The sequence below is a fragment of the Halorubrum sp. CBA1229 genome, from assembly GCF_003721435.2.
In the GTDB taxonomy this organism is placed as follows: Archaea; Halobacteriota; Halobacteria; order Halobacteriales; family Haloferacaceae; genus Halorubrum.
In genome coordinates this window covers 2448028-2474737 of sequence record NZ_CP054585.1, presented here as the reverse complement: position 1 = coordinate 2474737, position 26710 = coordinate 2448028, and the positions used below count along the sequence as shown (strand labels likewise).

Genomic DNA, 26710 nt, shown 5'->3' with positions numbered 1-26710 from the left:
GACCGCGTTCTGCAACGCTCCCGTTCCGGCGAGTGGCGACGCGATCGCTCCCGGAAACCGTTTGAACGTCGATGACCTAGATATACCATGCGCGAAGTGACCCTCCGAATCCGCCATCGGGGAGGGCCGGAGTCCGAGGTGAGCGCACGTCACCCGGAGGTGACGTTTCGGTCGGTCTCCTCGATGACCGGGCGGGGAAGCGAGCGGAAGCGGATCATGGAGCTGCGCGGGCCGACGGCCGAGATAGAGTCGTTCGTCGAGGAGTTCCGCGCGGCCGACGACGTCGTGAAGGCGGATCCGATCTCGCCGGTCACCGGGACCCACGCGTACGTCGCGGTGGTGATCGACAGCGAGGGCTGGGAGGGGATCCGCGAGCGGCTCTCGGAGATGGGGATCCACTACCGGACGGGGACGAGCATCTCTGCCGGGATCGAGCGCTGGACCGTATATATCGAGGCCGACGACGACCTCGCAGCGGTGATCCGCGAGCTTGAGCGCGGGGGCAACGAGGTCGAACTCGCGCGCAACGTCGAGCTGGCGTCGATCGAGCGACCGCCGGCGTTGCCGGCCTCCGGCATCCTGGACGGGCTCACGTCGAGACAGCGAGAGGTGCTCGCGACGGCCATCGCGGTCGGCTACTACGACCACGGCGGCGGCGTCGGGGTCGAGGACGTCGCCGACGAGATCGGGCTCGGCTCGACGACGGTGTGGGAGCACCTCTCGCGGGCGGAGTCGACGGTGATGAACGCTCTCTTCGACCGGTTCGAGGGGCAGGCCGCTCCGGACCGTCGCGAGCGCGAGGCGGCGGAGGGCGAGTGAGTCGGCGGGCGACAAGCGAGTCGGCCGGTGGTGATGCCCGAACAACGCTTTTGTAGCTACGGCGACCAGCGACAGGTATGACAGAGGGTTCGGTGTCCGTTCCGGCCGAGCAGTACGAGCGGCTCGCGGCGCTCGCGGCCGCCCGCGGCGTGACGCCCGAGACCCAGCTCGCCCGCCTGATCGACGACGCCTACGAGGGGCTCGACGGCGACGTTGAGCCGCCGGAGACGCTTCCGCTCGGCGTCTGCGACGCGGACGAAGAGGAGTAGGAGGAATAGGCGGCCGCGGTCGGTCCGCGGCCGGCCGCGAGCGTCACTCGTCGTACGGCCAGCGACCGCCGGTCTTGAGCTCCGTGACGTAGCCGTCGGCGATCGACTCGCGGATCGCCGACCGCGACCGATGCGTGACCTCCGTGCCGCCGGCCGCGCCGCCGCCGTCGGTCGCGAAGCGGTAGGTCGCCGCCGCGACCAGCGTCGCCACCTCGCGCAGATCGCGCGGATCGAGCTTGTCGAGCGTGTCGGCGTGGGTGTGCCCCCAGCCGCGACCGGACTGGTCGGAGCTCGTCGACGCCATGACCGCCGGGATCCCCTCCTGAACGAACGCCCACTGATCGCCGTGCGGGGAGATCGTCTCGCCGGTCGCGAGCGGGGCGTCGAACGCCTCGGCGACCGCCTCGAAGACCGCGCCCATCCCGTCGAAGCCGTTGGTCCCGACCCTGAGGTCCCGGGAGTTACAGGCGCCGTCGAGGTTGATCACGCAGGCGATCTCGTCGCGCGGCGTCGTCTCGGCGGCGTGGTACGCGCCCCACAGACCGATCTCCTCCGCGCCGAACGTGACGAGGCGGACGCGGGTGTCGAGGTCGTCCTCGACGGTAGCGAGGAGCCGACCGACCTCGGCGACGATCGCCGACCCGGCGCCGTTGTCGTTCGCGCCGTCGCTCACGTCGTGGGCGTCGACGTGCGCGGTGAGGAACACCGCCTCGTCGGTGTCGGGCCCCACCTCGGCGACCGCGTTGACCGAGGTCGTCGGCTCGTTCCGGCAGTCGACCTCGATCGAGAGCTCGACCGGGTCGTCGCCCTCGCCGTCGCCTCCGGCGAGCCGCACCAGCCGCTCGCCAACCTCCTTCGAGACGCCGACCGCAGGGATCGGCCCCGGCCGGTTGTGGTACCCGATCTCGCCGGTGGGCGGGAGCGCGCCCTCGATGTGGTTCCGGAAGACGAAGCCGACCGCACCGTGCTCGGCGGCGGTGACGTATTTCTCCATGCGGTGGATCCAGCGGTCGTGGGCGTCCGGCGTCCGCGAGGAGGCCATCGCGATCGCGCCGTCGAGCTCGTCGCTCGCCGCCTCGAACGCCTCGTCGGTCCCGTCGCCGACGTCGACGAGCGGGGCGCTCACATCGCCCGAGGGCGTCCCGGGGAGCGCGATGACCTCGTGAGAGCCCTCGTGTCGGCGCTCGACCGGCCCGGCGAGATCGATCGCGGAGTCCCCGCGCCACCAGCCGGGGATCTCGAACTCGTCGAGGCCGGCGTTCCGGAGGCCGACCTCGTCGAAGGCCGCGACGACTCGCTCCGCCCCGCGCCGCTCGCCGACGGACCCCGCCATCCGGTTCCCGATGTCGGTCAGGTCCGTGAGGAGGTCCCAGCCGAAGTCGCTCGTGCGCGCGTCGCCGACGACGCGGTCCGGTAGCGCTGTCATAGGACCCGATTGGACCGCGGGCGAAAAGGGGTTGCGGGACGCGGAACCGCGGGCCGCGGCCCGCGGTCGCGACCGGCTCACTTCCACTCCTCGGCGTCGTCCGTGGACCCGAGTTCGCCCTTCGCCCGCCTCGGTGGCCGGCGCATCGTCAGCGCCAGCACGGCGAGGTAGAAGCACCCGACGACCGCGATCACGAGCGCGCCCGGGATCGCGCCGACCGCCGCGGTCGCGACGACGCCGTTCTCGGACGACGTGAACACCGTGAGCCGAACGAGCCACGCGGCGATGAGAACGGTGAGGAGCGGGGCGTACAGCCGACGGAGACGCCGTGACATCGCCTCGACGGTGGGCGTCTTGATCGTCGGCTCACGGAGGTCCTCGCTGAGGAGCGTCCGCCAGTTCGACTGCTTGACGCCCTCCGGGTCGAGCGCGTTCGCGAACACGTTCTCTTCTAAGAGTCGCACCCGGGACCGCCAGACGTCGAACATGCGGTAGCGGCGCGTCTCGATGCCGAGGAAGACGCTGAGCATCACGAGTCCGATGAGCAGCACGTAGTGGGGGCGCGACTCGCTGGAGAAGGTCCACGTGAGCAGCGACGCCGTCAGCACGACCGCCCAGTTGGTCGTCCGGTCGATGCGGGTCCGCCACGAACTCATCCGTCCGAGCTCGCCGCGGTAGGTGTGGCCCATGAGCGAGAGCAGGTCGGAGCGGTCCCCCGCCGCCTCGGCGGCGACCTCGCGCTCCTCCCGGGATCCGGAATCGAAGTCCTCCGGCGGTTCCGACATACCCCCCGTACCGTGCCCGAACGGGTAAACCCCGGCGGGTGGCGGGGCCGGTGCGTGGCGTGACCGGCGCGTAGCGGGACCGCCGCGTGGCGGGGCCGGCTCGGAGGCGACGGACGCCCCGTCGACGGCTCAGGCCGGGTCCGCCTTCGTCACCTCGACCTCGACGTCGTCGGGGTCGACCCCGATCCGGGCGAACTGCGTGCGGACGTGCTCCTCGGCCGCGTCGAGCGCCGCCGACTTGGTGTCGAACCCGCGGGGCATCGGCTCCTCGAAGGCGACGCGGATCTCCTCGCCGCCGACGGTGAGCGCCGAGCCGCCGCTCTCGACCTGATAGAAGGAGTCGCACACCCAGACGTAGGGGGCGTCCTCGTCGGGCGCGCCCTTGTACGTCGGCGGGTCCTCGCCGCGCTCGAACACCGTCCCGGTGAGGTCGGTCCCCCCGCCGCTGCCGCGAACCAGTATCATACCGACGGTAGGGGCCCGACGCGGAAAAGGGGCCCGCGACGGGCGCGAGACGCCCGAGACGGCGGCGGCACCCGCGACGCCCCGAGGCGACGCGGAGGGGGAAACGCTTTCGGCGTGGCGGCCGCTGATTCGCTCATGACGCTGGAGGACTTCACCGAGTTCACCGACGACGATGGCGACGGCGGGGGCGACGCCGCCGGCTCGCCCGCCGACCGCGACACCGACGACGCGCCCGGAGCGGAGGGAGCGGCTTCGGGAGGCGCGGCGACCGGCGACGGCGGTCGCGCGGCGTCCGCGGGGGCCACGGGTGACGAGGCGGACGACGACGCGTTCGCCGCGTACGACGTGGAGCCGGCCGGCGAGGACGCGGGGCTCGGGGTCGTCTCCGTCTCGCAGGGACTCCGCGTGGCGGAGGAGGCAGAGGAGACGACGCTGCGGGCGTTCGTCACGACGGGGAACCGCGAGTCGGTCCGGCTCGGGAAGTACCTCCTCGTCCCGTACCCGGACGGCGAGCGGCTGTTCTGTCGGATCACGGGGCTGGAGTACGCCCAGGAGTTCCGCTCGGACGACGCCACCGAGATCCACGCCCGCCGCCAGATGCGCCGGGACGACTTCGCCGAGCGCGACTACAAGTTCATGGCCGAGCTGGAGCCGATGTCCGTCGTCTACGGCGCCGGCGACGACATGAAACGGCGGATGACCGACCGGGTGCCGAAGCCGGGGGCGGTCGTCGAGGAGGCCTCCGACGACGCCGAGATCAAGACCGGACTGAAGATCCCCGAGGACGGCGTCTTCCTCGGCCATCTCTCGGTCGGCGGCGAGAAGGTGCGGACGGCGGCGGAGCCGCCCACCGTCGACTACCGGGTGAAGGACGACTACGCCGACGGCGACCCGCTCGCGTTCCGGCACACCCTCGTCGCCGGCGGGACCGGGTCGGGGAAGACGCACGCCTCCAAGAACGTCCTCCGGCAGTACCTCGACTCGGACCGCACCTACCCGACCGGCGACGGCCGGGAGTCGCGCATGGCGGTCGTCCAGTTCGACCCGCAGGACGAGTACGCGCAGATGCACGACGATAACCCGGACCTCGATGCCGACTTCGCGCGGCGGCTTGACCGCGAGGGGATCGCGCACGGCGGCCACGACGACACGGTCGCGCTGGTGCCCCGGGCGGCGAACGCGACGTACCCCGGCGAGGGGCACCGCGCCGAGCGCGTCGAGTTCACCATCCCGTTCTCGCTGGCGAACGACATGCCGTGGCTCGTCGCCGGCTCCGGGCTCAACGACAACCAGTACCCCGCCCTGCTGACCCTGCTCAACCGGTTCTTCGGCGACTACGGCGACTCGGGCACCTACAGCCAGTTCCTCTCGTACCTCGACGACCCGGCGCTCAAAGCGGAGCTCGACGAGAGCGGCCGGGTCCACGAGGCGACGTTCGACGCCGTGAAGCGGCGGGTGCGCGCGGTCCCCGGCGGCGTGTTCGACCAGGACGCGAAACCGATCACGGAGCTCGACCACACCCTCGTCCGGCCCGGCGGGCTCTCCGTGGTGCCGACGTACCACCTCCCGACCTCCCGGCAGAAGGAGATCGTCGTGCTCGCGGTCGCGGGCCTCCTCGTCGACGACAAGCTCTCGAACGACCCCGACAGCGACCGGATCGAGGAGACGCCGCTGCTCATCGGCATGGACGAGGCGCACAACTTCCTCGCTGACGCCGACAACGTGCAGGCGCGGAAGGTCGTCCAGAAGTTCACGGAGGCCGCGAAGCAGGGCCGGAAGGAGCGGCTCGGCCTCTTCTTGATCACGCAGGACCCACAGGACGTCGCGGAGTCGGTTTTTAAACAGGTGAACACGAAGATCGTCCTCAACCTCGGCGACGAGGACGCCATCTCCAGCGTGAACATCCCCTCGAACCTCGCGGGCAAGGTCCCGTACATGGAGAAGGGACAGATGGTGGTGTACTCGCCGGACAACTCGGAGCCGGTGGAGCTGATCGGGCTCTCGAAGTGCGTGACCCGCCACGGCGACTGAGCCGACCGGGCGAGCGGACGCGTTTCCGCGCGGCCGGAGCCGCCATCGCCCTTTTTAAACCGAGCGGGTGAAGCGCCGCGTATGACCAAACGGATCCTGGTGGCGGTCGACGGCTCGGAGGAATCGACCGAGGCGCTCCGCTTCGCGGCCGAGGAGTGGCCCGACGCCGAGATAACGGCGCTGCACGTGATCAACCCGGCCGACTCGACGACCGGGGCGGAGGGGGGCTTCCCCGGCGCCGTCGACCAGTGGTACGACAGCGCGAAGGGGCGCGGCGAGCGGATCCTCCGCGAGACCGCGAGGGCGGTCGACCGCGACGTCGACACCAGACTGGAGGTCGGCCGGCCGACCGCGACGATCCTCACGGTCGCCGGCGGCGACGCCGCGGTCGGCGACGATGACGGGGCGGAGGGGACCGCGGAGCCGTTCGACCACGTCGTGCTCGCGAGCCGCGGCCGGACCGGACTCTCGCGGATCCTGCTCGGGAGCGTCGCCGAGGGGGTCGTCCGCCGCGCCGAGGTGCCGGTGACGGTCGTGCGGTAGCGGGTGACGAGAGCTCGGTGCGGTCGCCCGACTACGCGGCCGAGCGCGTCGCCGTCACTCCGCGGCGCGCTCGGCCTCGACGATCTCGCCGACGACGGTCCAGCCCTCCGCGTCCGGTCCCGACCGGCCCAGCAGCACCGACTCGTAGTCGTCGTCGGTGATCAGCCGGAACTCGGCGTCGCGGTCGGCGTCGGTGCGGACGCCCTCGCCGCGGAACTCGCGCTGGAAGAACTCTGTGGAGGAGAACTCGAAGACGCCGGTCTCGCCGTCGTCGAGGGTGAGCCGGACGGGTCGCGGCTGGACGTTGTGGATCCGCTTCGCGATCGGGTGGAGATCAGGCATGGACGCGATTCGGCACGTCGCGGATAAAAAGCGACGGGTCGGGCCGCGCGGGGGCCGGCGGGGACGGGCGCGCCGCTACGAGGGCAGTGACACGGTGCCGTCGCGAAAACGCCGCCGCAAAAGGCCGCGAGAACCGAATCAGGCGTCGAGGACGTCGTCGTAGTCGCCGGCGTCGACGCGGTCGTCGAACGTCCGAGCGTCCTCGCCCTCGATGGTGACGCCGAGGGAGGCGCAGGTGCCGCCGACCTCCTTGGCGGCGTTTTTCACGTCGTACGAGAGCAGGTCGGTCGACTTCTGCTCGGCGACCTTCTTCACCTGTTCGATCGACATGTCCGCGACGAAGTCCGTCTGGGGCTCGCCGGAGCCCGTTTCGAACCCGGCCTCGTCTTTGATCAGTTCGGCCGTCGGCGGGACGCCGACCTCGATGGTGAACGAGCCGTCGTCGTCGTACTCCACCGTGACGGGGACTTCCATCCCGTCGAACGCGGCGGTCTCATCGTTGATCTGCCCCACGACGTCCTGAACGTCCACCGGCGTCGGCCCGAGCTCCGGACCGAGCGGCGGGCCGGGGGTGGCCTGCCCGCCGGGGACGAGCGCTTCGATAGTTCCAGCCATATCCGTACGAACCCGGTGACGACTTTTAACGGTTGTTCTTTCGGGTAGGGGGAGCCAGCGGTTCGCACACGGCCGACCTACGGCTCGGCGCCGGTCGCGTCGCCCGCGCCGCCGGCGTCGTCGGCGGCCCGCCCCGGCAGGAACGTCCCGGTCTCTCGCCGGACGCCGAGGAGCAGCGCGACGCCCGCCGCGAGCGGCAGGACCGCGCAGGCGGCGTAGACGGGCGCGAAGCCGACCGCCTCGATCAGCGGTAACGACACCATCGGGCCGAGCCCGCCGCCGATGTCGCCGAACACGTTGTTCGTCCCGGAGGCCCGCCCCATGCGCTCGTCGGGGGTCAGGTCGGCGAGCAGCGCCATCATCGGACCGCTCGTGCCGCCCTGCCCGGCGCCGATGAAGACGCAGGCGAGCGCGAGGTCGACGACCGACCCCGACCGGGCGAGCAGCAGGAACCCGACGAACGAGACGACGAGGAACGTCAATAGGATCGGGGTACGCGAGTCACGGGTGTCCGAGATCCGCCCGCCGATGAGCATGAAGAAGGCGGCGGAGAGGACGGTGCCGGCCATGAACAGCCCGGAGGTCCCCTGCGGGGCGAGCCCAAACAGCGAGATGTCGTTCTCGCCGAGAAACAGCACGAGCGTGGAGAACAGCGCGCCGATGTACGCGAACAGCAGCCCGAAGTTGACCAGTCCGACCGTGAGGGCGGGGACGGCGGTGTCGACGTCCCACGGCTTGATCGAGTCGCCCGAGCGGTCGCCCGTGACGTGCGTCTCGGGGACGTACCGGTAGGCGACCACGCTGGCGGTGAGCGCGAACGCGGCGGCGACGACGAAGGCGGCGGCGTTGCCGGCCACCGAGGAGACGATCCCGCCGAGCACCAGCCCGGCCGGGAACCCCAGCGTGATGCCGCCGCGGACGACGCCCATGTTCGTCCCGCGCGACCCGCTGTCGGAGAGGTCGGCGGCGATGGTGTACGCGGTCGCGAACACCGCCGCGGAGCCGAGCCCCCAGACCACCCGCGCGAGGAGGAACCACGTCTCCGGCGCGACGGCGACCGAGATCGGCGCGAACCACCAGTCGGGTCCGACGGCGAGGGAGCCGACCGCGAACCGCGGGAGCGACGCCGCGAGGGGCCGGAGCGACTCGGCCGGCGGCATCGCGAGCGCCACGACGTAGCCGAGCGTCGCGATCCCCTCGACTAAGAGCCCGAGCACGAACGGCTTGCGGGTCCCGTACTTGTCGACGAGGGCGCCGGCCGGCGCGTTCGCGACGAGCCGCACCCAGCGGTTCGCCGAGAGGATGACGCCGACCATGAACGCCGAGATCCCGAGGACCGCGCCGAGGTTCGGCAGGATCGGGAAGACGACCCCGCCCCCGAAGCCGACGAAGAAGGTGCTGGCGATCACCGCGAGCAGCACGGCCGGCGGGCGGTCGAAGCCGAACCACCCCATGTCAGGGCCCCCGACGAGAGGCCGACGCCGTTCCGCGCCTCGTCAGGCGTTCGGTCATTCCGGCTCGCCGTCGCGGGTCAGTACGTCGATGTCGCTCGTCAGCGACGGCAGTTCCACGCCCTCGGCAAGCAGCGGCTCGACGATACGCTGGAGCGTCGCCTCGGCGACCCGACGGGTGTACGTCGGCTCGGGAAGGCCGCGAGCGGTCGCGCCGTCTTCGCCGGTCGCTCCGTCGGTTCTGTCGTCCTCGCCGGCCGCGTCTTCCACGTCGTCCTCGCCGGCCGCGTCTTCCACGTCGTCCTCGCCGGTCGCGTCCGTGCCGGTGTCCGTCCCCCCTGACTCGTCGAGGTCCGCTGTCCCGTCGGTTCCCTCCGCCCCGTCGGTGAGGGTGATCTGTCGGGTCCGCGCGCCGTCGAGGGTGGCGACGATCAGCGCCGCCGTCTCCTCGACGTCGACCTCGCGGAACGTTCCCTCCTCGATCCCCGATTCGAGGATGTCGGCGACGGTCCCGCGGAGGAGTCGGTCGCTCCTGACCAGCTGCTCGCGGATGCGGTCGTTGAACGGACCCTGCGTGCGGAGCTCGAGGAGGGCGATGTGGAACGCCTCGCGGTCGGCAGCGTCGGCCTCGAAGACGAACCAGCCGACGAACCCCGCGAGCCGCTCGGCCGGCGGGTCGTCGGCGTGGGCGCGGATCCGGGCCTCTGAGTCGGTGATGACGTAGTCGAGGAACGCGACGAGCAGGTCCTCTTTCGTGTCGTAGTGGTAGTGGAGCAGCGACTTGCTCTTCGAGCACTCGTCGGCGATGTCCTGCATCGTCACGTCGGCGTAGCCGTGTGCGCGGAGCGCGCGGTAGACCCCGTCCATGATCTCGTCGGCCGCGCTCGGCTGGTCGCTCATCTGACTGACCGGTCAGTCAGCAACTGATAAATCCCTATCGGTCGGGGTTCGAACGGCCGGTTCGATCGGCCGCGCCGATCCGCGTCTCGGGGGCCTCCGCGAGCCGGATCGGGGGACCGATCACGGACCGGGAAGACAGCCGTCGCTCACGGGCGTAGAACAGTCGAAAAGCCGATACAACCGTGGAACGTCGTCGACTGTTACAGACGGGTGACGTTCGTCGCGCGCGGACCCTTGTCCGCCTCCTCGATGTCGAACTCGACTTCCTGACCCTCTTCCAGGTCCGGGCCGCCGACGTCCTCCATGTGGAAGAACACGTCCTCGTCCGCGTCGTCAGTCTCGATAAATCCGTAGCCGCCAGTGTCGTTGAAGAAGTCAACTTCGCCTTTCGCCATTGCGTCCGTAAGAGCGGGGGGAATACATAAAAGGCTTCCGCGAGCGAGTCCGGCGTGGCAAGGCGGATCACACCCGAACGCGACGGGGGAGCGTCGGGGTGGATCCCGCCGTGTTAGTAACTACTATACGACCCCGGTGGAAAGCGGTAGGTATGAGTCAGTCGTACAATCGAGGCCTCATCGAGGACTTCAGTCGGTGGCGGGAGTTCGAGGCGGGGATGTGGGCCTGGATCTTCCATAAGTTCACGGGGTGGGTGCTCATCGGCTACCTGTTCACCCACATCGCCGTGTTGAGCACCGGGATCCCGGCGGCGGGCGCGGGTGAAGCCGCGATCATGGCGGGAGAGGACGTGTACACCCAGACGATCGTCAGCCTCGAGAGCCTGCTTCTGGTGCGGCTCCTCGAGGTCGGCCTGCTCGCGGTGGCCGTCTTCCACATGCTCAACGGCGCCCGGCTCCTCCTCGTCGACCTCGGCGTCGGCCTGGACGCACAGGACAAGAGCTTCTACGCGTCGCTCATCCTGACCGGCGCGATCACCGTCGCGTCGGTGCCGACGTTCATCGCGGGGGCGTTCTGAGATGGCGGAGCGCTACTCCTCGTTCGAGTCGGGCGGCCGGATGTGGCTGCTCCAGCGGATCACGGCGGCGTTCCTGCTGGTCGTGCTGGCGTTCCACTTCTTCCTGCTCCACTTCGTCCACCACGCGGACGAGGTCTCGTTCCTCGCCAGCTCGGGGCGGATGGAGTCGCTGAGCTACTACTCGCTGATGATCCTCTTCCTCGTGACCGCGACGTTCCACGGGGTCAACGGCGTGTACAACGCCCTCGTCAATCAGGGACTGACCGGCACCAAACGCACCGTTATCAAGTGGACCCTCGTCGCCGCGAGCACAGTCCTGATCGTGCAGGGCGTGCGCACCGCGAACGCGTGGGCGGGCATCGGACTCTACTGAACCGACCATGAGCACACAGATACCCAAGCAGACCGAGGAATCGACCGAGACCGAGACCGAGGCCGACGTCGCCTCCAAGGGCGACGAACGCCGGGCCGAGAAGCGTCGGCGGGCCGCGGAGGAGCGCGCGCGGCGACAGGAGGAGGAGGCCGAGAAGGCCGCGGCCGACGAGGACACGATCGAGCTGAAGGTGTTCCGGTACGACCCCGAAGTGGAGGGGAAACAGGAGCCCCGGTTCGACACGTTCCACGTCCCGTTCACCAAGGGGATGACCGTCCTCGACGCGCTGATGTACTCGCGGGACAACTACGACTCCTCGCTCACGTTCCGCCACTCCTGCCGGCAGGCGGTGTGCGGCTCTGACGCCATGTTCGTCAACGGCGGCCAGAAGCTGGCGTGTAAGACCCAGATTGTCGACCTCGAAGAGCCGATCCGCGTCGAACCGCTCCCGCACGCCGAGGTTCAGAAGGACCTCGTCGTCGACATGGAGCACTTCTACGACCAGATGGAGGCCGTCGAGCCGTACTTCCAGACGAACGAGTACCCCGACGGGGAGCTGGAGGAACAGCGCCAGACGCGGGAGAACCGCGAGAAGGTGAAGATGTCGACGCGCTGCATCTGGTGTGGCGCGTGCATGTCCTCGTGTAACATCGCCGCCGGCGACAACGAGTACCTCGGGCCCGCCGCGATCAACAAGGCGTACCGGTTCGCCATGGACGAGCGCGAGGGCGAGGACATCAAGCAGAAGCGGCTGGAAATCATCGAGCAGGAGCACGGCGTCTGGCGGTGTCAGACCCAGTTCTCCTGTACCGAGGTGTGCCCGAAGGACATCCCGCTCACCGAGCACATCCAGGAGCTGAAGCGCGAAGCGGTGAAGAACAACCTGAAGTTCTGGTAACGGCGGGAGACACGCTCAAGGGCATTCGGAACCAACGAAACACCATATCACAATGCACGAACACGACGTCATCGTTGTCGGCGCCGGGGGGGCCGGACTCCGGGCGGCGATCGCGGCACAGGAAGCCGGGGCCGACGTGGCCATCGTCTCGAAACTGCACCCGGTCCGCTCGCACACGGGCGCGGCCGAGGGCGGCATCAACGCGGCGCTGCGCGACGCCGACTCCTGGCAGGACCACGCGTACGACACCATGAAGGGGTCGGACTACCTCGGCGACGCGCCGGCGGTCGAGGCCCTCTGTCAGGAGAGCCCGGAGGAGGTCATCCAGCTCGAACACTGGGGAATGCCGTTCTCCCGCGAGGAGGACGGCCGCGTCTCCCAGCGGCCGTTCGGCGGGCTCTCCTTCCCCCGGACGACGTACGCCGGCGCCGAGACCGGTCACCAGATGCTCCACACGATGTACGAGCAGGTGGTCAAACGCGGCGTCACGGTGTACGACGAGTGGCACGTGATGGACCTGGCCGTCACCGACGAGGAGGACCCGGCCGACCGCACCTGCCACGGCGTCGTCGCCTACGACATCCAGAGCGGCGAGGTCAGCGGCTTCCGCGCCGACAACGGCGTCATCCTCGCGACCGGCGGGATGGGGCAGGTGTTCGACCACACCACGAACGCGGTCGCGAACACCGGCGACGGCGTCGCGATGGCGTACCGCGCTGGCGTCCCGATGGAGGACATGGAGTTCATCCAGTTCCACCCGACGACGCTGCCGTCGACGGGCGTCCTGATCTCCGAGGGCGTCCGCGGTGAGGGGGGCATCCTCTACAACAGCGAGGGCGAGCGCTTCATGTTCGAACACGGCTACGCCAACAACGACGGCGAGCTCGCCTCCCGCGACGTCGTCTCCCGCGCCGAGCTGACGGAGGTCAACGAGGGACGCGGCATCGAGGACGAGTACGTCCACCTCGACATGCGGCATTTAGGCGAGGAGCGCATCCTCGACCGGCTGGAGAACATCCTCCACCTCGCGGAGGACTTCGAGGGCGCCGACGGGCTCACGGAGCCGATGCCGGTCAAGCCGGGCCAGCACTACGCGATGGGCGGCATCGAGACGAACGAGTTCGGCGAGACCGTCATCGGCGGACTGTACGCCGCCGGCGAGTGCGCCTGCGCGTCGGTCCACGGCGCGAACCGCCTCGGCGGCAACGCCCTCCCCGAGCTCATCGTCTTCGGCAAGCGCGCCGGTCGCCACGCGGCCGGTGAGGACATGGGCGAGGCCGAGATCACGACCGGCAAGGACGGCGAGTGGGAGGCCGCGGACTACGAGTTCGAGGTCGAGGTCGGCGACACGGGCGGGCGGGACCCGGCCGCGGCCGACGGCGGCGCGGTGGCGACGGACGGCGAGAGCGTGCTCGAAGCGGAGGTCGACCGCGCCAAGGACCGCGTCGACGAGCTCCTCGCGCGAAAGGGGCGCAACCACGCGGAGATCCGGTCACAGGTCCAAGAGACGATGACAGACAACGTCAACGTGTTCCGCGAGGAGGGCCGGCTCGAGGAGACGCTCGGCGACCTCCGGGAGGCGCGCGAGGCGTACAAGGACGTCGCCGTCTCCGACCCGTCCCGGACGTTCAACACCGACCTGATCCACACGATGGAGACGCGGAACATCCTCGACATCGCCGAGGCGCTCACGATGGGCGCGCTCGCGCGCAAGGAGTTCCGCGGCGCCCACTGGCGGAAGGAACACCAAGAACGGAAGGACGACGAGTGGCTCAAACACACGCTCGTCTCGTGGAACGACGGCGAGCCAGAGCTCTGGTATAAGCCGACGATCCTCGAGGGCGAGAACAAGACGTACGAGCCGAAGAGCCGCTCGTACTGAGGCGCCGGGGGCGACCGCCTCGCCCCGACGCGACCGCTCCGTCAGGATCGTTCCGGATCGTTCACGGTTTCCTATCCGTCATCGGTCGAAAGGTCCCGCCGTTCTGCCGTCGCCTCCGTTCAGTCGCGGAGTTCTGCCGTTCCGGTTCGACGCTGTTGGCGCGAGAGATGCCGGTTCCGGGCCGTTCTGGAGTATTTCGACGATCGTTGAATGGGGGATTTATCATCGTCGAAGTCTTGGCTTCGAATAAGATGATAGAGACACGCACCGCGGCGCCGGCCCTGCCGCCGGAGCTGCAGTCGCCGCGCGCGAAGCTCGTGTACCTGTACCTGACGACGAACGGCGACGCCACCGTCTCGGAGATGGGCGAGTCGCTCGGGATGAAGAAGCTCTCGCTGTACAGCATCCTGAAGACCCTCAAGCGCGAGGGGATGGTCGACTGCGACGGCGACACCTACGTGCTGAATTGACTCCCCGCTAGCGAGGTCGTTCTCGGCGCCTGACCTGCTCCCCGCCAGCGGAGCGTTTAGGGGCTCGCGGATCCCAGTAGGCCCGTGGACGCGAACCAACAGGAGTTCCGGAACCCGTTCGGGATGGACACGGCGTGCGAGAACTGTCCCGAGCTGTGCGGCGAGCGAGAGCGCGTCGTCCACGGCTACGGCGACGTGGGCGCCGAGTTCCTCGTCGTCGGGACCCGGCCGACGGCGGCCGCCGAGGCGAACGGCGTGCCCTTCACCGGGGCGGACGGGGGCGAGCGGGTCCAGTCGATCTTCGCCGACCTCGGGTTCGTCCGGTCCCCGCCCGACGCGGCGGAGCCGGACGTCCAGAACGTCTTCTTCACGAGCCTGACGCGCTGTCGACACCCGGACCGCGAGCCGACCGACCGCGAGGTCGACACCTGCGAGCCGTTCCTCAACGCGGAGATCCGGATGATCAACCCGCAGATTATCGTCCCCGTCGGGGAACGTCCCCTCCGCGAGCTCGCGGTGGAGTACACGACGCGGCGGCCCGACTCCTTCGACGTCGACGCCGAACACGCGACGACGATCCGCGGGCGCGGGTTCGAGCTGGTCCCGATGAAAGAGCCCACCGAGATGACCGACGCAGAGGCCGACGCCTTCCGCGAGCACATGCGGGAGAACGTGTTGAGCCGGGACTACCGACAGACGAAGGGCCGGCAGAGTCGGTGACGCAGCGGCGGCGACGGGACCGGTGATGCTGCGACGGCGACGGGGTCCGAGACGCCGCCGAAGCGAGGGGTACTCGATTCGGTCTCTCGGGCGGTCGGGCGGTCAGTCGCTCGGACGGTCAGTCGCTCGGACGGTCAGTCGCTCGTGTCGTCGACGTCTTCCACGTCGTCGATCACGTCGCCGAGGAGGTCCGTCGTCGCGTCGCCGCTGTCCGCGCCGAACGCGCAGTCGACGATGATGTGTCCGCCGAGCGTCGCGGGCGAGATCACCTGGTCGGCGCCGGCCCGCCGGAGCTTGTCGATGTTCTCCCGCTGCGTCACCGCCGCGACGATCCGCACGTCCGGGTTGAGCTGGCGGGCGGTGAGGATGGCGAGCGCGTCGCGCGCGTCGTCCTCGGTCGCGGCGACGACCGCGCGGGCGCCGGCGAGGTTCACCCGTTCGAGCGGCTCGACGTCGCTGGGGTCCGCGGTGTACACCGGGACGTCGCGGTCGGCGAGCCGCCGGGCGGCCGTCTCGTCGGGCGTCACGACCGCGTACTCGACGCCGTCGCGGGCGGCGAGCTCTTCGAGTATCGGTTCCGTCAGGTCCCCGTAGCCGAGCACGAGGACGTGGTCGTCGAGGAGGTCGATCTGTCTGTCAGTCATTTTCCCGAGCGCCTTGGAGAGCTGCGCCTCGATGGCGGGCGTGAGGAGGACCCCGAGCGCCACCGCGAAGGCGGCAACGTTCATCACGAGCGAGGAGAGCACGAACAGCTGAGCGATGTCGGCCGATGCGCCGGCCTGCGGGGTCACGTCCCCGTAGCCGACCGTGGAGGCGGTGACGACGGTGAAGTAGAAGGCGTCGACGATCGTCTCTACCCCGTTGAACTGGTCGCGGAGCGCGTACGTCCCGACCGTGCCGTACGAGATGGCGGTCACGAGCGCGGTGCCCGCCGCGAGTTGGGTCGGCGACGGGGAGAAGTCCCGGTCGAACCGTCCGCGGTTGTAGGCGAGCGCGGGCATCGAGAGGACCGACAGCGCCACCAGCGGGAACGACAGCACCGACGCCTGCATCAGGCCTTGTATCGCGGTCAGCGGCAGCAGGATCGCGGTGGAGTACCAGCCGATCCGGTAGCCGGTCCGCAGCGCGAAGCCGCTCCCGAGCATCGCGAAGCCGGTGATCGTCCCCGTGAAGCCGACCGTCTGCCGCACGACCGCGGGGACGGAGGACGCGAGCGGTCCGTCGACGCCGAGCCCGCCGATCTGGGCGAGGCCGGCGAGGATCGACAGGACCGCGACCGCGAACGTCAGGGCGATCGACGCCCGCACGGTCACCCATTCGCGGGTCAGCTCCATATCGACCCGTCAGCGAGGGCCGACTTAAACCCCGCGAGGGCGGAGCGGCGGCGACGGATTCGACGAATTCGACGAATTCGACGAAGCTTCGACGGCGACACCGACGCGATCCGCGCCGACGCGACCCGCACCGACGCGACCCCCGCGCCGACAGCGGTTTAACCGCGCCGCCGAGTGTGAGGCGTATGTCACTGCCCGTCGAGATCGTCTTCGGGATCTACCTCGGGATCATCACCGGGATCCTCCCCGCGTTGGTCTCCGGGGTCCTCGGCTTCGTATTTAAATACGTCACCGGCGTGACGATTCCCGGACTCGGGGTCGTCGTCCTCGCGCTCGCGATCGCGGGGATCAACGGCGGCCTGCTCGCGCTGAACGACCAGACGATCCGGTCCTCGGAGCGCGCGCCGGCGATCCTCACGGCCATCGTAGTCATCCTGATGATCTCGCTGTACGCGCACGCTCAGGGCGACAAGCTCGGTGCCACCGTCCCGAAGCGGCTCTCGCTCAAGCAGCTCCGCGACCGGACGCTCTCGACCGACGTCGTCGAGCTGGTCGGCGGGCGGGGTCGCGTCACCGTCGACGTCGCCGGCGAGGTGAACGACATGGAGGGGTACCCGCCGCTGCCGGCCGAGACCCGCCGCGCGATCGTCGACGGCGAGTGGACGTTCCCGGCCGACCTCCCGCTCGTCGAGCTGGAGGACCGGTTCGCGGAGCGGCTCCGGACCGAGCTCGACCTGGCGGACGTCGCCGTGCGGATCGACGAGCGCGCCAACGCCACGGTGGCCGCGGCGCCGCCGACCGGCGCGCTGTCGAAGCGGGTCCCCCAGGGGAAGCGCGCGGTGTCGGTGCCGGCGCTCGTTCCGACCGGGGTCGCCCGCGGCGACGTCGTGCGCGTGCTCGCGTCAGGTCTCAGCGTGGACGGGACCGTGCTGGCCGCCCGGACGAGCGGGAAGCCGGAGCCGGGTGCCGCGAAGCCGACGGACGGTGGCGCACAGCCTGAAGGCGACCTCCCCGGGACCGAACGGAACGACGCCGAGCCGCGCGGGGACGGCGACGCCAGGACCGACGGCGGTGAGGCGTCCGCGGACGCTCCGCCGACCCCGCCGGCGTCGAGCGCGCCCACGACGACCGGCGGGGAAGGGCGGGTGACTGTCGCCGTCGACCGGTCGGAGGCGACGGCGCTCCTGGGCGCCGGGCGGGGGCGCGTCCTCGTCCTCTCCCGCGGCACGCGCCGGGAGTACGAGCTGACGACGCTGCTTCGCCGCGCCGGGAAGCGGTTCCGCAAGGTGTCGGTCGTCCCCGGCGGCCCCCTCGACGGCCACACCATCGGCGAGGTGAGCGTCCGCGAGACGTACGACGTCGCCGTCCTCGCGGCGCGCCACGACGAGTGGACGATCGCCCCGAGCGGGTCGCAGCTCCTGTCCGCCGGAGACGAGCTGTTCGTCGTCGGGGGACGCGACGCGCTCGACCGGTTCACGGAGGCCGCGCGATGACCGCGGCGGCGGGAGCGGTCGCGGAAATCGCCGCGGACGCCGGGAACCTCTGGCGGCTCGTCGTCGCTATCGGACCGCCGGTCGCCGTCGGACCCCCCGTCGACGTCGGCTTCGAGCGCCCCCGGCAGGCGGCGGTCACGCTCGCCACGTTCGCGGTCCTCTCCGTCCTCGTCGCGGGCGCGGCGGCGCTGACGTACCGGTGGTACTTCCGCGACGAGATACCAGAAGGGGTCACCGTCCTGCTCGGTGTCTCCGTCGTCGCCCTCTACCTCAACACGACCTCGCTCGGCGCGATCGCGATCGGCGAGAGCCCGGCGCTGCTCGAGCCGCAGAGCGTCTTCTTCAACGTCGTCTCGCTCGGCGTCGCGGCGGTCATCGCCCCGGGCGGCCGGTACGTCGGCGACCGGCTCGCGGTCGACGTGTTCGCGCTCTCGGGGGCCAGACAGCTGGAGGGGGAGCTGAGCGGTATCGTCCGGGCGGTCGGGCGGTTCACGGCCGTCACGCTCCCCCCGGTCGAGGAGATCGGGGACATGGACACCTACGACCCGGTCTCGCCCGAGAAGAAGGCGGAGATGGCCGGGAAGACGCTGCTGTTCGCGCGGAAGCTCTCCGGCGAGGAGCTCCGCGAGCGGCTCGTCGCACGGGTAAAAACCGACCACGGCGTCGGCCACGTCGACGTCGACGTGACCGACGACGGCGCGATCGACTACTTCGCGGTCGGCTCCCGCGCGGCGGGGCTCGGCCCGACGCTCGCACCCGGGTCGGCCGCGGTCGCCGTGGCCGCGGACCCCCCGAACAACGCGACCGCCGGCGACGCGGTCCAGCTGTGGCGGACTGACCCCGAGCCGAAGCGCGTCGCCAGCGGCGAGCTCCGGGGCGTCGCCGGCGACGCGGCGACCGTCGCGCTCGACGAGTCGGACGCGGAGCGACTCGCCGAGGAGGAGTCGTACCGGATCGTGACGCTCCCGTCGGAGCCGCAAGCCGACCGGGAGTTCGCCTCGCTGCTCCGCACCGCCGACGAGACGATGGCGGCGATCACGGTCGGCGCCGGCAGCGCTTTGGAGGGGAGCACGGTCGGCGACGTGGCGGTCGTCGTCGCGGCCGTCCGGCCCGAGGACGGGTCGGTACAGCCGATCCCGCCGCGATCGTACGCCTTCGACCCCGGCGACCTGGTGTACCTCGTTGGACGGCCCGACGCGCTCCGTCGGTTCGAGGCCGACGCCGGCGGGGAGCGGGCGGAGCCGGCTGTCGCCGCGCCGACGGACGCGGAAGTCGACTCCGGCACCGGATCGGGCGACGAATCGGAGGCCGGCGCCGGCACCGAATCGGACGAGGGGACGCAACGCTCTTGAGGCGGCCGTGCGGGGTTCACGTATGGAGTGGAAGCTGTTCGCGGACCTCGCGGAGATCGCCGGCGGCCGCGCCGTCGAGGTGGAGGCGTCGCCGGGCGACACGGTCGGCGACGCGCTCGACGCCCTGCTCGACGCGCACCCCGACCTCCGGGAGCGCGTGCTCGAAGACGGTGAGGTGGCCGACCACATCAACGTCCTCCGGAACGGTCGGAGCGTCCGCGACGACGAGGGGATGGAGACGACCCTGGAGTCGGGCGACGAGCTGGCGCTGTTCCCGCCGGTGAGCGGGGGATCGGGCGGCCGGTAGATCGGTCGTTTCAAACGGTCGCCCGCCGCATCACTCGACATGAGCGACGGCGACGAACACGACGGAGAGCACGGGGAGGGACACCACGACGACGGCCCGCACCGCGAGGAGTTCCACGAGGACCCGGTCGGGCACACGCGCGCGACGGCCGACATGACCGTCGGCCAGCTCGTCGAGGGGTACGGCGACGCCGGCATCGGCGCGGCGTCGGTCAACGAGGCGGGCGACGTGCTCGCGGAGATGTTCGCGAACGAGGACTGCACCGTCTTCCTCTCGCTCGCGGGCGCGATGGTCCCCGCCGGGATGCGCCGGATCGTCTCCGATCTGATCCGCGACGGCTACGTCGACGCCCTCGTGACCACGGGCGCGAACCTCACGCACGACGCGATCGAGGCGATCGGCGGGAAACACCACCACGGGCGGACTCACGACCCGGAGAAGAGCCTCCGCGAGCACGACGAGGGGCTCCGCGACGAGGGCGTCGACCGGATATACAACGTCTACCTCCCGCAGGAGCATTTCGCCGCGTTCGAGGGGCACCTCCGCGAGGAGGTGTTCCCCGAGCTGGAGGGAGACGCTCCCGTCTCCATCGCCGACCTCACCCGCGAGCTCGGCCGCGCGAACGCCGCGGTCAACGAGCGCGACGACGTGAGCGAGGACCCCGGCGTCGCCGCCGCGGCCTACGACTGCGACGTCCCCGTCTACTGCCCCGCGGTGCAGGACTCCGTGCTCGGACTGCAGGCGTGGATGTACGCGCAGACGGCCGACTTCACGCTCGACGCCCTCGACGACATGACCGAACTGACCGACCTCGCGTTCGAGGCCGACGACGCCGGCTGCCTGCTCGTCGGCGGCGGCGTCCCGAAGAACTTCACCCTGCAGACGATGCTCGTCACCCCCCGGGCGTACGACTACGCGGTCCAGATCACGATGGACCCGGAGGCGACCGGCGGGCTCTCCGGCGCGACCTTAGAGGAGGCCCGCTCGTGGGGGAAACTGGAGAAGGACGCGCGCAACGCCTCCGTCTACGGCGACGCGACCGTGATGCTGCCGATGCTGATCGCCGCGGCCCGCGAGCGCGTGGAGTAAGGCTCGCAGTCGTAATTACATGTAATTAGATTTTTCACCCCGGAGCGACTCCTCCGGCGTAATGAGCGAGTACACCACGATCTCACTGCGGAAAGAGTTCGTCGCGGACGTGGAGGAGTACATCGAAGACGAACCGTTCGGCTCCGTGAAGGAGTTCGTGAAACACGTCGTCGTTCAGGAGATGGAGTCGGACGACGAGATCAGCGAGGCGGAGGCCCGTCGGATCGGACAGCGACTTCGAGATCTGGGGTACGTGGAGTGATGAGCGTGGCCGACAGCAGCGCGGTCGACCTGCCCGATCGGGTGACGCGGGCGGACGCGATCCTCGCGGGCATGCCGCTGCTGTTCGCCGGCGGGTACGGCGTCGGCGCGGCGGTGTTCGGCGGGTGGGTGGCCGCCACCGCGAACGCGTCGCTGGCGTGCGCGGTGCTGATGCTCGACGCGATCGTGCGGAATCCGCCGCGCGCTCAGTGATCGGGGGCGGCGACGCGGGGACGTCACTCGCTTCTCGACTCCAGCCCGACCGCCTCGGCCAGCAGCGCGTGCGACGCCAGCGCGTCGTCGTGATCGGGCACCGTGTGTTGGATCATCACCTCGTCGACGCCGACGCGGTCGGCGAACTGTTCGAGCAGCCCCTCGATCGTCTCCGGGCTCCCGGAGACCGACCGCGGCCACTCGTCGGCGTCGAGCGTCGCGGGGGTCGGCTCCGGGACGCCGCCGAGCTCGTCGATCGCCTCCTCCACGCTCGGCGTCGAGTCGCCGAGCTCGCCGCGTTGCATCCGCCTGAAGGTCGCCTCCGCGGGGGCTCGTCGTCGCGCCGCGGCCGCGTCGGTCTCGGCGGCGACGGCGTTGACCGCGACCATCCCGGTCGGCTCGTCGGGTCCGCCGGGGAGCGCCCCCGGGTCGAACGCCTCCCGGTAGGCCGCGAACGCGCGCTCCGCAAATCCGGGGCGGATGAAGCCGGCGAAGCAGTACCGGAGCCCGAGTTTGCCGGCGATCTCACCGCTGGCCGGGCTCGATCCGAGCACCCACGGGACCGGTGGGCCGTCCCCCGAGCGCGGGACGCCGAGGTCGGCGTACTCGTGCCCCTCCGGGTAGTCGTCGTAGAGGTGGCTCACGAGCGAGCGGATCCGCTCCTCGTGGTCCTCGTTCGGACTCTCGACGCGGCGGCTCGTCCCGAGCGCGCGGTCGGCGGCCGGCGGGCCGTTCGCCCGGCCGAGGCCGACGTCGACGCGGCCCGGCGCGAGCCCGTCGAGCGTCCCGAACGCCTCCGCGACCTTGAACGGGCTGTAGTGGTTGAGCAGGACGGCGCCGCTACCGAGTCGGATCGCGTCGGTCGCCGCCGCCAGCCGCCCGAGCAGCACCTCAGGGGTCGTCCCCGCGAGGCGGTCGGTCCGACCGTGATGCTCGGCGACCCAGAACCGCGAGTAGCCGAGCCGCTCGGCCTGCTCGACGGCCGCGACCGTGTTCGCGAAGGCGTCGGTGGCGGTCCCGTCAGCGGGGACCGGTGAGAGATCGACGACGGAGAGGTCCATGCCCGCGCTCGGCGACGCCCGGTGGTAAGGGTTGGGCCGGCGGCGGGCACGTGGGGGTTCGCTGCGGCGGGTACGCGGGGTTCAGATCGGGCGGACGGACCAGTAGAGGCCCGAGAAGAGCGGTCGCTGCGAGGTCAGGGTGGAAACGAAAGAGCAGAGAGAGCCGTCGTCAGTGGTCGCCGTTCTTCGACTGCCACGAGTAGTCGCGGCGCTTCGCGGACTTCCCGAAGCCGCAGGAGGAGCAGCGCTCCTTTTTGATGTGGTAGGACTTCTCGCCGCAGCGGCGGCACTTCACGTGAACCGTTTTGTTCTTTTTCCCCTGAGAGGGCGTTCCGGAGCCGGTCATGCTTTGATGGTGACGACGTTATCGCCGCGTATAATCGTTGTGTCTTCGATCGCGACGGCGAACTCGCCGTCGAGATCGTCGTCGACGCGGTCGCCCACGTCGTCCTCCGGCTCGATGACGACGTTCATGTGCTGGTCGTAGCCGGCCAGAATTCCGTAGTAGGTCGTCCCGTCTTTCAGGTGTACCGTCACCGGATCCTCGAGCGACGCTTCGAGCACGTCGAGGGGTCGTCCACTCATTACACGTATCGCCTCCCGTCGCGCTATTAAAAATACCGGGACGCGAAGGGGACGAATCGGGGGCAAACGAGGCGAACCGACCGGCGACCGCCGTGTTACCGGCCGGCTCGGCCGCGACCGAACCCCGGTGTTTTTAAGACGGGCACCTGTATCTCCGGATACCACACTCCCGCGGGACACGGTGAGCCACTGTCGGCTCGGCCGTAGCGGGGCCTCAACGACGCGCGGTCGGACGAAGCGCTGACGGCTCCTTGCGGGGTTTCAGTGATGAACGCCGTGCAGGCGTTCGATATACACAAACCATGGAAATCGAAATTGCGACACTCGGCGGTTACGAAGAGGTCGGTCGACAGATGACGGCGGTGCGGGCGGGCGACGACATCGTCATCTTCGACATGGGCCTGAACCTCAGTAAGGTCCTCATCCACGACAACGTGGAGACCGAGAGCATGCACAGCCTCGACCTGATCGACATGGGCGCGATCCCGGACGACCGCGTCATGAGCGAGCTGGAGGGCGACGTCCAGGCGATCGTCCCCACCCACGGCCACCTCGACCACATCGCGGCGATCCCGAAGCTCGCCCACCGGTACGACGCCCCGATCGTCGCGGCGCCGTACACGATCGAGCTGGTCAAACAGCAGATCGCGGACGAGGGGAAGTTCCAGGTCGACAACGACCTCGTGAAGATGGAGGCCGGCGGCACGATGGCCATCGGCGACTCCGAGCAGGTCGAGATGGAGTTCGTCAACGTCACCCACTCGATCATCGACGCGATCAACCCGGTCCTCCACACGCCCGAGGGCGCCATCGTCTACGGCCTCGACAAGCGGCTGGACCACACGCCCGTCATCGGCGACCCGATCGACATGGACCGGTTCCGCGAGATCGGCCGCCAGGACGAGGGCGTCCTCGCGTACATCGAGGACTGCACGAACGCCGGCCGCAAGGGCCGGACTCCCTCCGAGTCGTACGCGAAGAAGCACGTCGAGGACACGCTGACCTCGATGGAGGACTACTCGGGCGGGATCGTCGCCACGACGTTCTCCTCCCACATCGCCCGCGTGAAGACCCTCGTCGAGTACGCCCGCGAGATCGGCCGCCAGCCGGTCCTGCTCGGGCGCTCGATGGAGAAGTACTCCGGCACGGCCGAGCGGCTCGACTTCGTCGACTTCCAGGGCGACGTCGGCATGTACGGCCACCGCAAGTCCGTCGACCGCGCGTTCAAGCGGATCATGAAGGAGGGGAAGGGGAACTTCCTCCCGATCGTGACGGGCCACCAGGGCGAGCCGCGCGCGATGCTCACCCGGATGGGCCGCGGCGAGACGCCGTACGAAATCGACGACGGCGACAAGATCGTCTTCAGCGCCAGCGTCATCCCGGAGCCGACCAACGAGGGGCAGCGCTACCAGTCCGAGCAGCTCCTCCGGATGCAGGGCGCCCGGATCTACGACGACATCCACGTCTCCGGTCACCTCCGCGAGGAGGGCCACTACGAGATGCTCGACGCGCTCCAGCCGCAGCACGTCATCCCCGGCCACCAGACGCTGGAGGGCCGTTCGCCGTACGTGAACCTCGCGACGTCGCAGGGGTACAAGCTCGGTCGTGACGTCCACGTCACGCAGAACGGCGGCGTCATCCAGCTGGTCGAATGACGAACGAGACGAAGGAGGCGCGGGTGCTCGACGCCATCCGCGAGCGGCGTGACCTGGTCAACGCCGCTATCGACGAGGAGTTGCCGGTACAGCACCCGGAGCGCCTCTACGAGGCGACGCGCTACATCCTCGAAGCGGGCGGGAAGCGGCTCAGGCCGACGGTGGCGACGCTCGCCGCCGAGGCCGTCACGGGCACCGAGCCCATGGGCGCCGACTTCCGCGAGTTCTCGGCGCTCGACGGGACCGAGGTGGACGTGATGCGCGCGGCGGTCGCCATCGAGGTGATCCAGTCGTTCACCCTGATCCACGACGACATCATGGACGAGGACGAGCTCCGGCGCGGCGTCCCCGCCGTCCACGAGCAGTACGACACGTCGACGGCGATCCTCGCCGGCGACACCCTCTACTCGAAGGCGTTCGAGTTCATGACCGAGACGGGTGCGGCTCCACAGAACGGCCTGGAGGCGATGCGAATGCTCGCGTCCACCTGCACGGAGATCTGCGAGGGGCAGGCGCTCGACGTCGCCTTCGAGTCCCGCGACGACATCCTCCCGGAGGAGTACTTAGAGATGGTCGAGCTGAAGACCGCGGTCCTGTACGGGGCGTCGGCGGCGACGCCGGCGGTCCTGCTCGGCGCCGACGACGATATCGTCGACGCGCTGTACCAGTACGGGATCGACTCCGGACGGGCGTTCCAGATCCAGGACGACGTGCTCGACCTGACGGTCCCCTCCGAGGAGCTCGGGAAGCAGCGCGGCTCCGACCTCGTCGAGGGGAAGGAGACGCTGATCACCCTCCACGCGCGGCAGGAGGGCGTCGACGTCGACGGGCTCGTCGACGCCGACACCCCGGCCGAGGTGACGGAGTCGGCCATCGAGGACGCGGTGGCCGCCTTAGAGGCGGCGGGCTCGATCGCGTACGCCCGCGAGACGGCCGAGGACCTCACCGAGCGGTCGAAAGAGCACCTCGAACTGCTCCCGGAGAGCGGCTCCCGGAGCCTCCTCGAGGACCTCGCGGACTACCTGATCGTCCGCGGCTACTGAGCGGACCGGCGGACGCGAGGTCTGCGGGGACCTCGATCCGGCGGCGCCGTCCGCAACGGACACCGCTTTATTCCCGGTCGCCGTTCTCCCGTCCGTGTCCCGGTACCGAGACGTCGTCCTGTTCTTCACCCTCGCCCTGCTGTGGGGCGGCTCCTTCGTCGCCATCGAGGTGGGCTTAGAGTACTACCCGCCCGTGCTGTACGCCGCCTACCGGTTCGACGTGGCGGCGCTGGTGTTGGTCTCGTACGTCCTCCTCACCGAATCGAGTCCGCTCCCGACCACGCGGGGAGATCTGGCCGCGATCGGCTTCAGCGGCGGGCTCTCCGTCGCCGCCAACAACTCGCTTTTGTTCGTCGGCCAGCAGTACACGACCAGCGGCATCGCCTCGATCACCTACAGCCTCGTACCGATCGCGACGGCTGCGGTCGCGGCCGCCTGGATCGGCGGATCCGACCTCGACGCGCGCGGCACCCTCGGCGTGGTGCTCGCGTTCGTCGGCGTCGGGCTCGTCGCCCAGCCGGACCCCGCGAACCTCGCCGGCGGCGTCACCATCGGCGTGGGACTCATCTCGATCGGCGTGCTCGCGGTCGCGGTCGGCAGCGTCGGGCTCCGCACCGTGGAGACGAGCTTCTCCAGCATCGCGCTCACGGGGTGGGCGATGCTGTTCGGCGCCCTGTTGATCCACGGGCTGAGCGCCGGGCTGGGCGAGACGCAACAGCTCCCGGTCGCGGAGCTGCCGGCGGTCGGGTCGCTTTTGTTCCTCGGCGTGCTCTCCTCGGCGGTCGCGTACACCATCTACTTCACGCTGCTCGACCGGCTGGGCGCGTTCGAGATCAACCTCGTCTCCTACGTCGTCCCGGTGGTCGCGACCGTCGCCGGTGCGGTGCTCCTCGCGGAGCCCGTGACGGCGCTGACGGTCGTCGGCTTCGCCGTCATCGTCGTCGGCTTCGCGCTGCTGAAGCGGCACGCGATCGCCGACGAGGTGCCGCGGCTCCTCTCGCGGGTCGGCGGGCTATTTTAACCGATATCGAACGTCCGGCCGTCAGGTTCGTTCCGGTTTGAAACAGCCGTTCGCCGACGGTCGGGAGTTGATCGGTCGCTTCCGGTCCTTCGACCGCCACTTCGTTTCAAAAAATCATACTACGGCTGCGACGACGCCTCAGACCATGGCCTCTCGGAAGAACGAGGTGGTGTTCGCGTGCGCTATTCTGGGGGTCGTTCTAGCCGTGCTCGTCGCTGACGGATTCGACGCGCCACCGCTTGTGTCGACGAGCGTCCTCGTGTTAGTCGCGGCAGTGCTCCCGATGGTCATCAACAACTATCAAGAGAGCGAGGAAAACGGCTGAGGGCCCGCA

General features: G+C 69.9%; 32 protein-coding genes. 20 read left to right on the top strand and 12 right to left on the bottom strand.

What is annotated here, in order from left to right; translation table 11 throughout:
- Positions 1–87: 87 nt before the first annotated feature.
- Positions 88–819 carry a helix-turn-helix domain-containing protein gene (locus tag Hrr1229_RS12330; RefSeq protein ID WP_123112615.1) on the top strand — a complete coding sequence of 244 codons (732 nt, stop codon included), beginning with the start codon at positions 88–90 and terminating at the stop codon, positions 817–819.
- Between the two features lie 77 nt (positions 820–896).
- Positions 897–1088 carry a hypothetical protein gene (locus Hrr1229_RS12325; protein ID WP_123112616.1) on the top strand — a complete coding sequence of 64 codons (192 nt, stop codon included), beginning with the start codon at positions 897–899 and terminating at the stop codon, positions 1086–1088.
- Positions 1089–1131: 43 nt separating this feature from the next.
- Here the strand turns inward: Hrr1229_RS12325 and Hrr1229_RS12320 are convergent, their stop codons facing one another.
- The 3 genes from Hrr1229_RS12320 to Hrr1229_RS12310 all read right to left on the bottom strand — a co-directional run bounded on the left by Hrr1229_RS12320 (position 1132) and on the right by Hrr1229_RS12310 (position 3764).
- Positions 1132–2514 carry a M28 family peptidase gene (locus tag Hrr1229_RS12320; protein ID WP_123112617.1) on the bottom strand — a complete coding sequence of 461 codons (1383 nt, stop codon included), beginning with the start codon at positions 2512–2514 and terminating at the stop codon, positions 1132–1134.
- Between the two features lie 77 nt (positions 2515–2591).
- The gene (locus Hrr1229_RS12315) at positions 2592–3299 is read right to left on the bottom strand and encodes a DUF2270 domain-containing protein (protein WP_123112618.1); all 708 of its coding nucleotides are present in this window, start codon (positions 3297–3299) and stop codon (positions 2592–2594) included.
- A gap of 129 nt (positions 3300–3428) precedes the next feature.
- Complete coding sequence (locus Hrr1229_RS12310) at positions 3429–3764, bottom strand: hypothetical protein (RefSeq protein WP_123112619.1); 336 nt, start codon at positions 3762–3764, stop codon at positions 3429–3431.
- A gap of 135 nt (positions 3765–3899) precedes the next feature.
- Here Hrr1229_RS12310 and Hrr1229_RS12305 point away from each other — a divergent pair, with 135 nt between their 5' ends.
- The gene (locus Hrr1229_RS12305; RefSeq protein WP_123112620.1) at positions 3900–5795 is read left to right on the top strand and encodes an ATP-binding protein; all 1896 of its coding nucleotides are present in this window, start codon (positions 3900–3902) and stop codon (positions 5793–5795) included.
- An 81-nt stretch (positions 5796–5876) separates the two neighbouring features.
- Entirely contained in the window at positions 5877–6338 is a 462-nt protein-coding gene (locus tag Hrr1229_RS12300; protein ID WP_123112621.1) for a universal stress protein, read from the top strand.
- A 54-nt stretch (positions 6339–6392) separates the two neighbouring features.
- On the opposite strand, the gene Hrr1229_RS12295 is transcribed toward Hrr1229_RS12300, so the two are convergent.
- The 5 genes from Hrr1229_RS12295 to Hrr1229_RS12275 form a co-directional block, all read right to left on the bottom strand.
- On the bottom strand, positions 6393–6680 hold the full coding sequence (locus tag Hrr1229_RS12295) for a transcriptional regulator (RefSeq protein ID WP_123112622.1): 288 nt from the start codon (positions 6678–6680) through the stop codon (positions 6393–6395).
- A 138-nt stretch (positions 6681–6818) separates the two neighbouring features.
- Positions 6819–7295, bottom strand: coding sequence for a 50S ribosomal protein L11 (locus Hrr1229_RS12290; RefSeq protein WP_123112623.1), 477 nt, complete (start codon positions 7293–7295; stop codon positions 6819–6821).
- A gap of 77 nt (positions 7296–7372) precedes the next feature.
- On the bottom strand, positions 7373–8749 hold the full coding sequence (locus Hrr1229_RS12285; protein ID WP_123112624.1) for an MFS transporter: 1377 nt from the start codon (positions 8747–8749) through the stop codon (positions 7373–7375).
- 54 nt (positions 8750–8803) lie between these two features.
- Positions 8804–9646 (bottom strand): TetR/AcrR family transcriptional regulator, encoded by an 843-nt coding sequence (locus tag Hrr1229_RS12280; RefSeq protein ID WP_123112625.1) that lies wholly within the window; start codon positions 9644–9646, stop codon positions 8804–8806.
- Positions 9647–9846: 200 nt separating this feature from the next.
- The gene (locus tag Hrr1229_RS12275) at positions 9847–10041 is read right to left on the bottom strand and encodes a cold-shock protein (protein WP_004046659.1); all 195 of its coding nucleotides are present in this window, start codon (positions 10039–10041) and stop codon (positions 9847–9849) included.
- Between the two features lie 152 nt (positions 10042–10193).
- Between Hrr1229_RS12275 and sdhC the strand changes: the two genes are divergently transcribed.
- From sdhC to Hrr1229_RS12245, 6 genes are all read left to right on the top strand, one after another.
- Positions 10194–10619, top strand: a complete 426-nt coding sequence (gene sdhC, locus Hrr1229_RS12270) for a succinate dehydrogenase, cytochrome b556 subunit (protein WP_123112626.1) — start codon at positions 10194–10196, stop codon at positions 10617–10619.
- Between the two features lies 1 nt (position 10620).
- Positions 10621–10992: a succinate dehydrogenase gene (locus Hrr1229_RS12265; protein WP_123112627.1), complete on the top strand. Its 372-nt coding sequence runs from the start codon at positions 10621–10623 to the stop codon at positions 10990–10992.
- A 7-nt stretch (positions 10993–10999) separates the two neighbouring features.
- Positions 11000–11890, top strand: coding sequence for a succinate dehydrogenase/fumarate reductase iron-sulfur subunit (locus tag Hrr1229_RS12260; protein WP_123112628.1), 891 nt, complete (start codon positions 11000–11002; stop codon positions 11888–11890).
- 52 nt (positions 11891–11942) lie between these two features.
- On the top strand, positions 11943–13772 hold the full coding sequence (locus Hrr1229_RS12255; RefSeq protein ID WP_123112629.1) for an FAD-binding protein: 1830 nt from the start codon (positions 11943–11945) through the stop codon (positions 13770–13772).
- Positions 13773–14023: 251 nt separating this feature from the next.
- Positions 14024–14242, top strand: a complete 219-nt coding sequence (locus Hrr1229_RS12250; protein ID WP_123112630.1) for a helix-turn-helix domain-containing protein — start codon at positions 14024–14026, stop codon at positions 14240–14242.
- Positions 14243–14326: 84 nt separating this feature from the next.
- On the top strand, positions 14327–14962 hold the full coding sequence (locus Hrr1229_RS12245; RefSeq protein ID WP_123112631.1) for a uracil-DNA glycosylase family protein: 636 nt from the start codon (positions 14327–14329) through the stop codon (positions 14960–14962).
- Positions 14963–15096: 134 nt separating this feature from the next.
- Here Hrr1229_RS12245 and Hrr1229_RS12240 read toward each other — a convergent pair whose 3' ends face one another.
- The gene (locus tag Hrr1229_RS12240; protein WP_123112632.1) at positions 15097–16296 is read right to left on the bottom strand and encodes an NAD-binding protein; all 1200 of its coding nucleotides are present in this window, start codon (positions 16294–16296) and stop codon (positions 15097–15099) included.
- Positions 16297–16481: 185 nt separating this feature from the next.
- Here Hrr1229_RS12240 and Hrr1229_RS12235 point away from each other — a divergent pair, with 185 nt between their 5' ends.
- From Hrr1229_RS12235 to Hrr1229_RS12210, 6 genes are all read left to right on the top strand, one after another.
- Positions 16482–17789: a TrkA C-terminal domain-containing protein gene (locus Hrr1229_RS12235; RefSeq protein WP_123112633.1), complete on the top strand. Its 1308-nt coding sequence runs from the start codon at positions 16482–16484 to the stop codon at positions 17787–17789.
- 68 nt (positions 17790–17857) lie between these two features.
- Positions 17858–19141, top strand: coding sequence for a potassium transporter TrkA (locus Hrr1229_RS12230; RefSeq protein WP_123114835.1), 1284 nt, complete (start codon positions 17858–17860; stop codon positions 19139–19141).
- A gap of 22 nt (positions 19142–19163) precedes the next feature.
- On the top strand, positions 19164–19448 hold the full coding sequence (locus Hrr1229_RS12225) for a ubiquitin-like small modifier protein 1 (RefSeq protein WP_123112634.1): 285 nt from the start codon (positions 19164–19166) through the stop codon (positions 19446–19448).
- Positions 19449–19487: 39 nt separating this feature from the next.
- On the top strand, positions 19488–20537 hold the full coding sequence (locus tag Hrr1229_RS12220) for a deoxyhypusine synthase (RefSeq protein WP_123112635.1): 1050 nt from the start codon (positions 19488–19490) through the stop codon (positions 20535–20537).
- 61 nt (positions 20538–20598) lie between these two features.
- On the top strand, positions 20599–20799 hold the full coding sequence (locus Hrr1229_RS12215; RefSeq protein ID WP_123112636.1) for a hypothetical protein: 201 nt from the start codon (positions 20599–20601) through the stop codon (positions 20797–20799).
- Positions 20799–21011, top strand: coding sequence for a hypothetical protein (locus Hrr1229_RS12210; RefSeq protein WP_255212497.1), 213 nt, complete (start codon positions 20799–20801; stop codon positions 21009–21011). Before Hrr1229_RS12215 ends, Hrr1229_RS12210 begins: the two co-directional genes overlap by 1 nt.
- A gap of 23 nt (positions 21012–21034) precedes the next feature.
- Here Hrr1229_RS12210 and Hrr1229_RS12205 read toward each other — a convergent pair whose 3' ends face one another.
- The 3 genes from Hrr1229_RS12205 to Hrr1229_RS12195 form a co-directional block, all read right to left on the bottom strand.
- Positions 21035–22072: an MsnO8 family LLM class oxidoreductase gene (locus Hrr1229_RS12205; RefSeq protein WP_123112637.1), complete on the bottom strand. Its 1038-nt coding sequence runs from the start codon at positions 22070–22072 to the stop codon at positions 21035–21037.
- A 169-nt stretch (positions 22073–22241) separates the two neighbouring features.
- On the bottom strand, positions 22242–22418 hold the full coding sequence (locus Hrr1229_RS12200; protein WP_123112638.1) for a 50S ribosomal protein L37e: 177 nt from the start codon (positions 22416–22418) through the stop codon (positions 22242–22244).
- On the bottom strand, positions 22415–22657 hold the full coding sequence (locus tag Hrr1229_RS12195) for an LSM domain-containing protein (RefSeq protein WP_123112639.1): 243 nt from the start codon (positions 22655–22657) through the stop codon (positions 22415–22417). Before Hrr1229_RS12195 ends, Hrr1229_RS12200 begins: the two co-directional genes overlap by 4 nt.
- A 302-nt stretch (positions 22658–22959) precedes the next feature.
- Here Hrr1229_RS12195 and Hrr1229_RS12190 point away from each other — a divergent pair, with 302 nt between their 5' ends.
- The 4 genes from Hrr1229_RS12190 (at position 22960) to Hrr1229_RS12175 (ending at position 26701) form a co-directional block, all read left to right on the top strand.
- Positions 22960–24312 carry a ribonuclease J gene (locus Hrr1229_RS12190; protein ID WP_123112640.1) on the top strand — a complete coding sequence of 451 codons (1353 nt, stop codon included), beginning with the start codon at positions 22960–22962 and terminating at the stop codon, positions 24310–24312.
- The gene (locus tag Hrr1229_RS12185; RefSeq protein WP_123112641.1) at positions 24309–25355 is read left to right on the top strand and encodes a polyprenyl synthetase family protein; all 1047 of its coding nucleotides are present in this window, start codon (positions 24309–24311) and stop codon (positions 25353–25355) included. Before Hrr1229_RS12190 ends, Hrr1229_RS12185 begins: the two co-directional genes overlap by 4 nt.
- A gap of 94 nt (positions 25356–25449) precedes the next feature.
- Positions 25450–26376: an EamA family transporter gene (locus tag Hrr1229_RS12180; protein WP_123112642.1), complete on the top strand. Its 927-nt coding sequence runs from the start codon at positions 25450–25452 to the stop codon at positions 26374–26376.
- Between the two features lie 145 nt (positions 26377–26521).
- A complete protein-coding gene (locus Hrr1229_RS12175; protein ID WP_148041743.1) occupies positions 26522–26701 on the top strand; it encodes a hypothetical protein in 180 nt (59 codons plus the stop codon).
- The last annotated feature ends 9 nt before the right edge of the window (positions 26702–26710 follow it).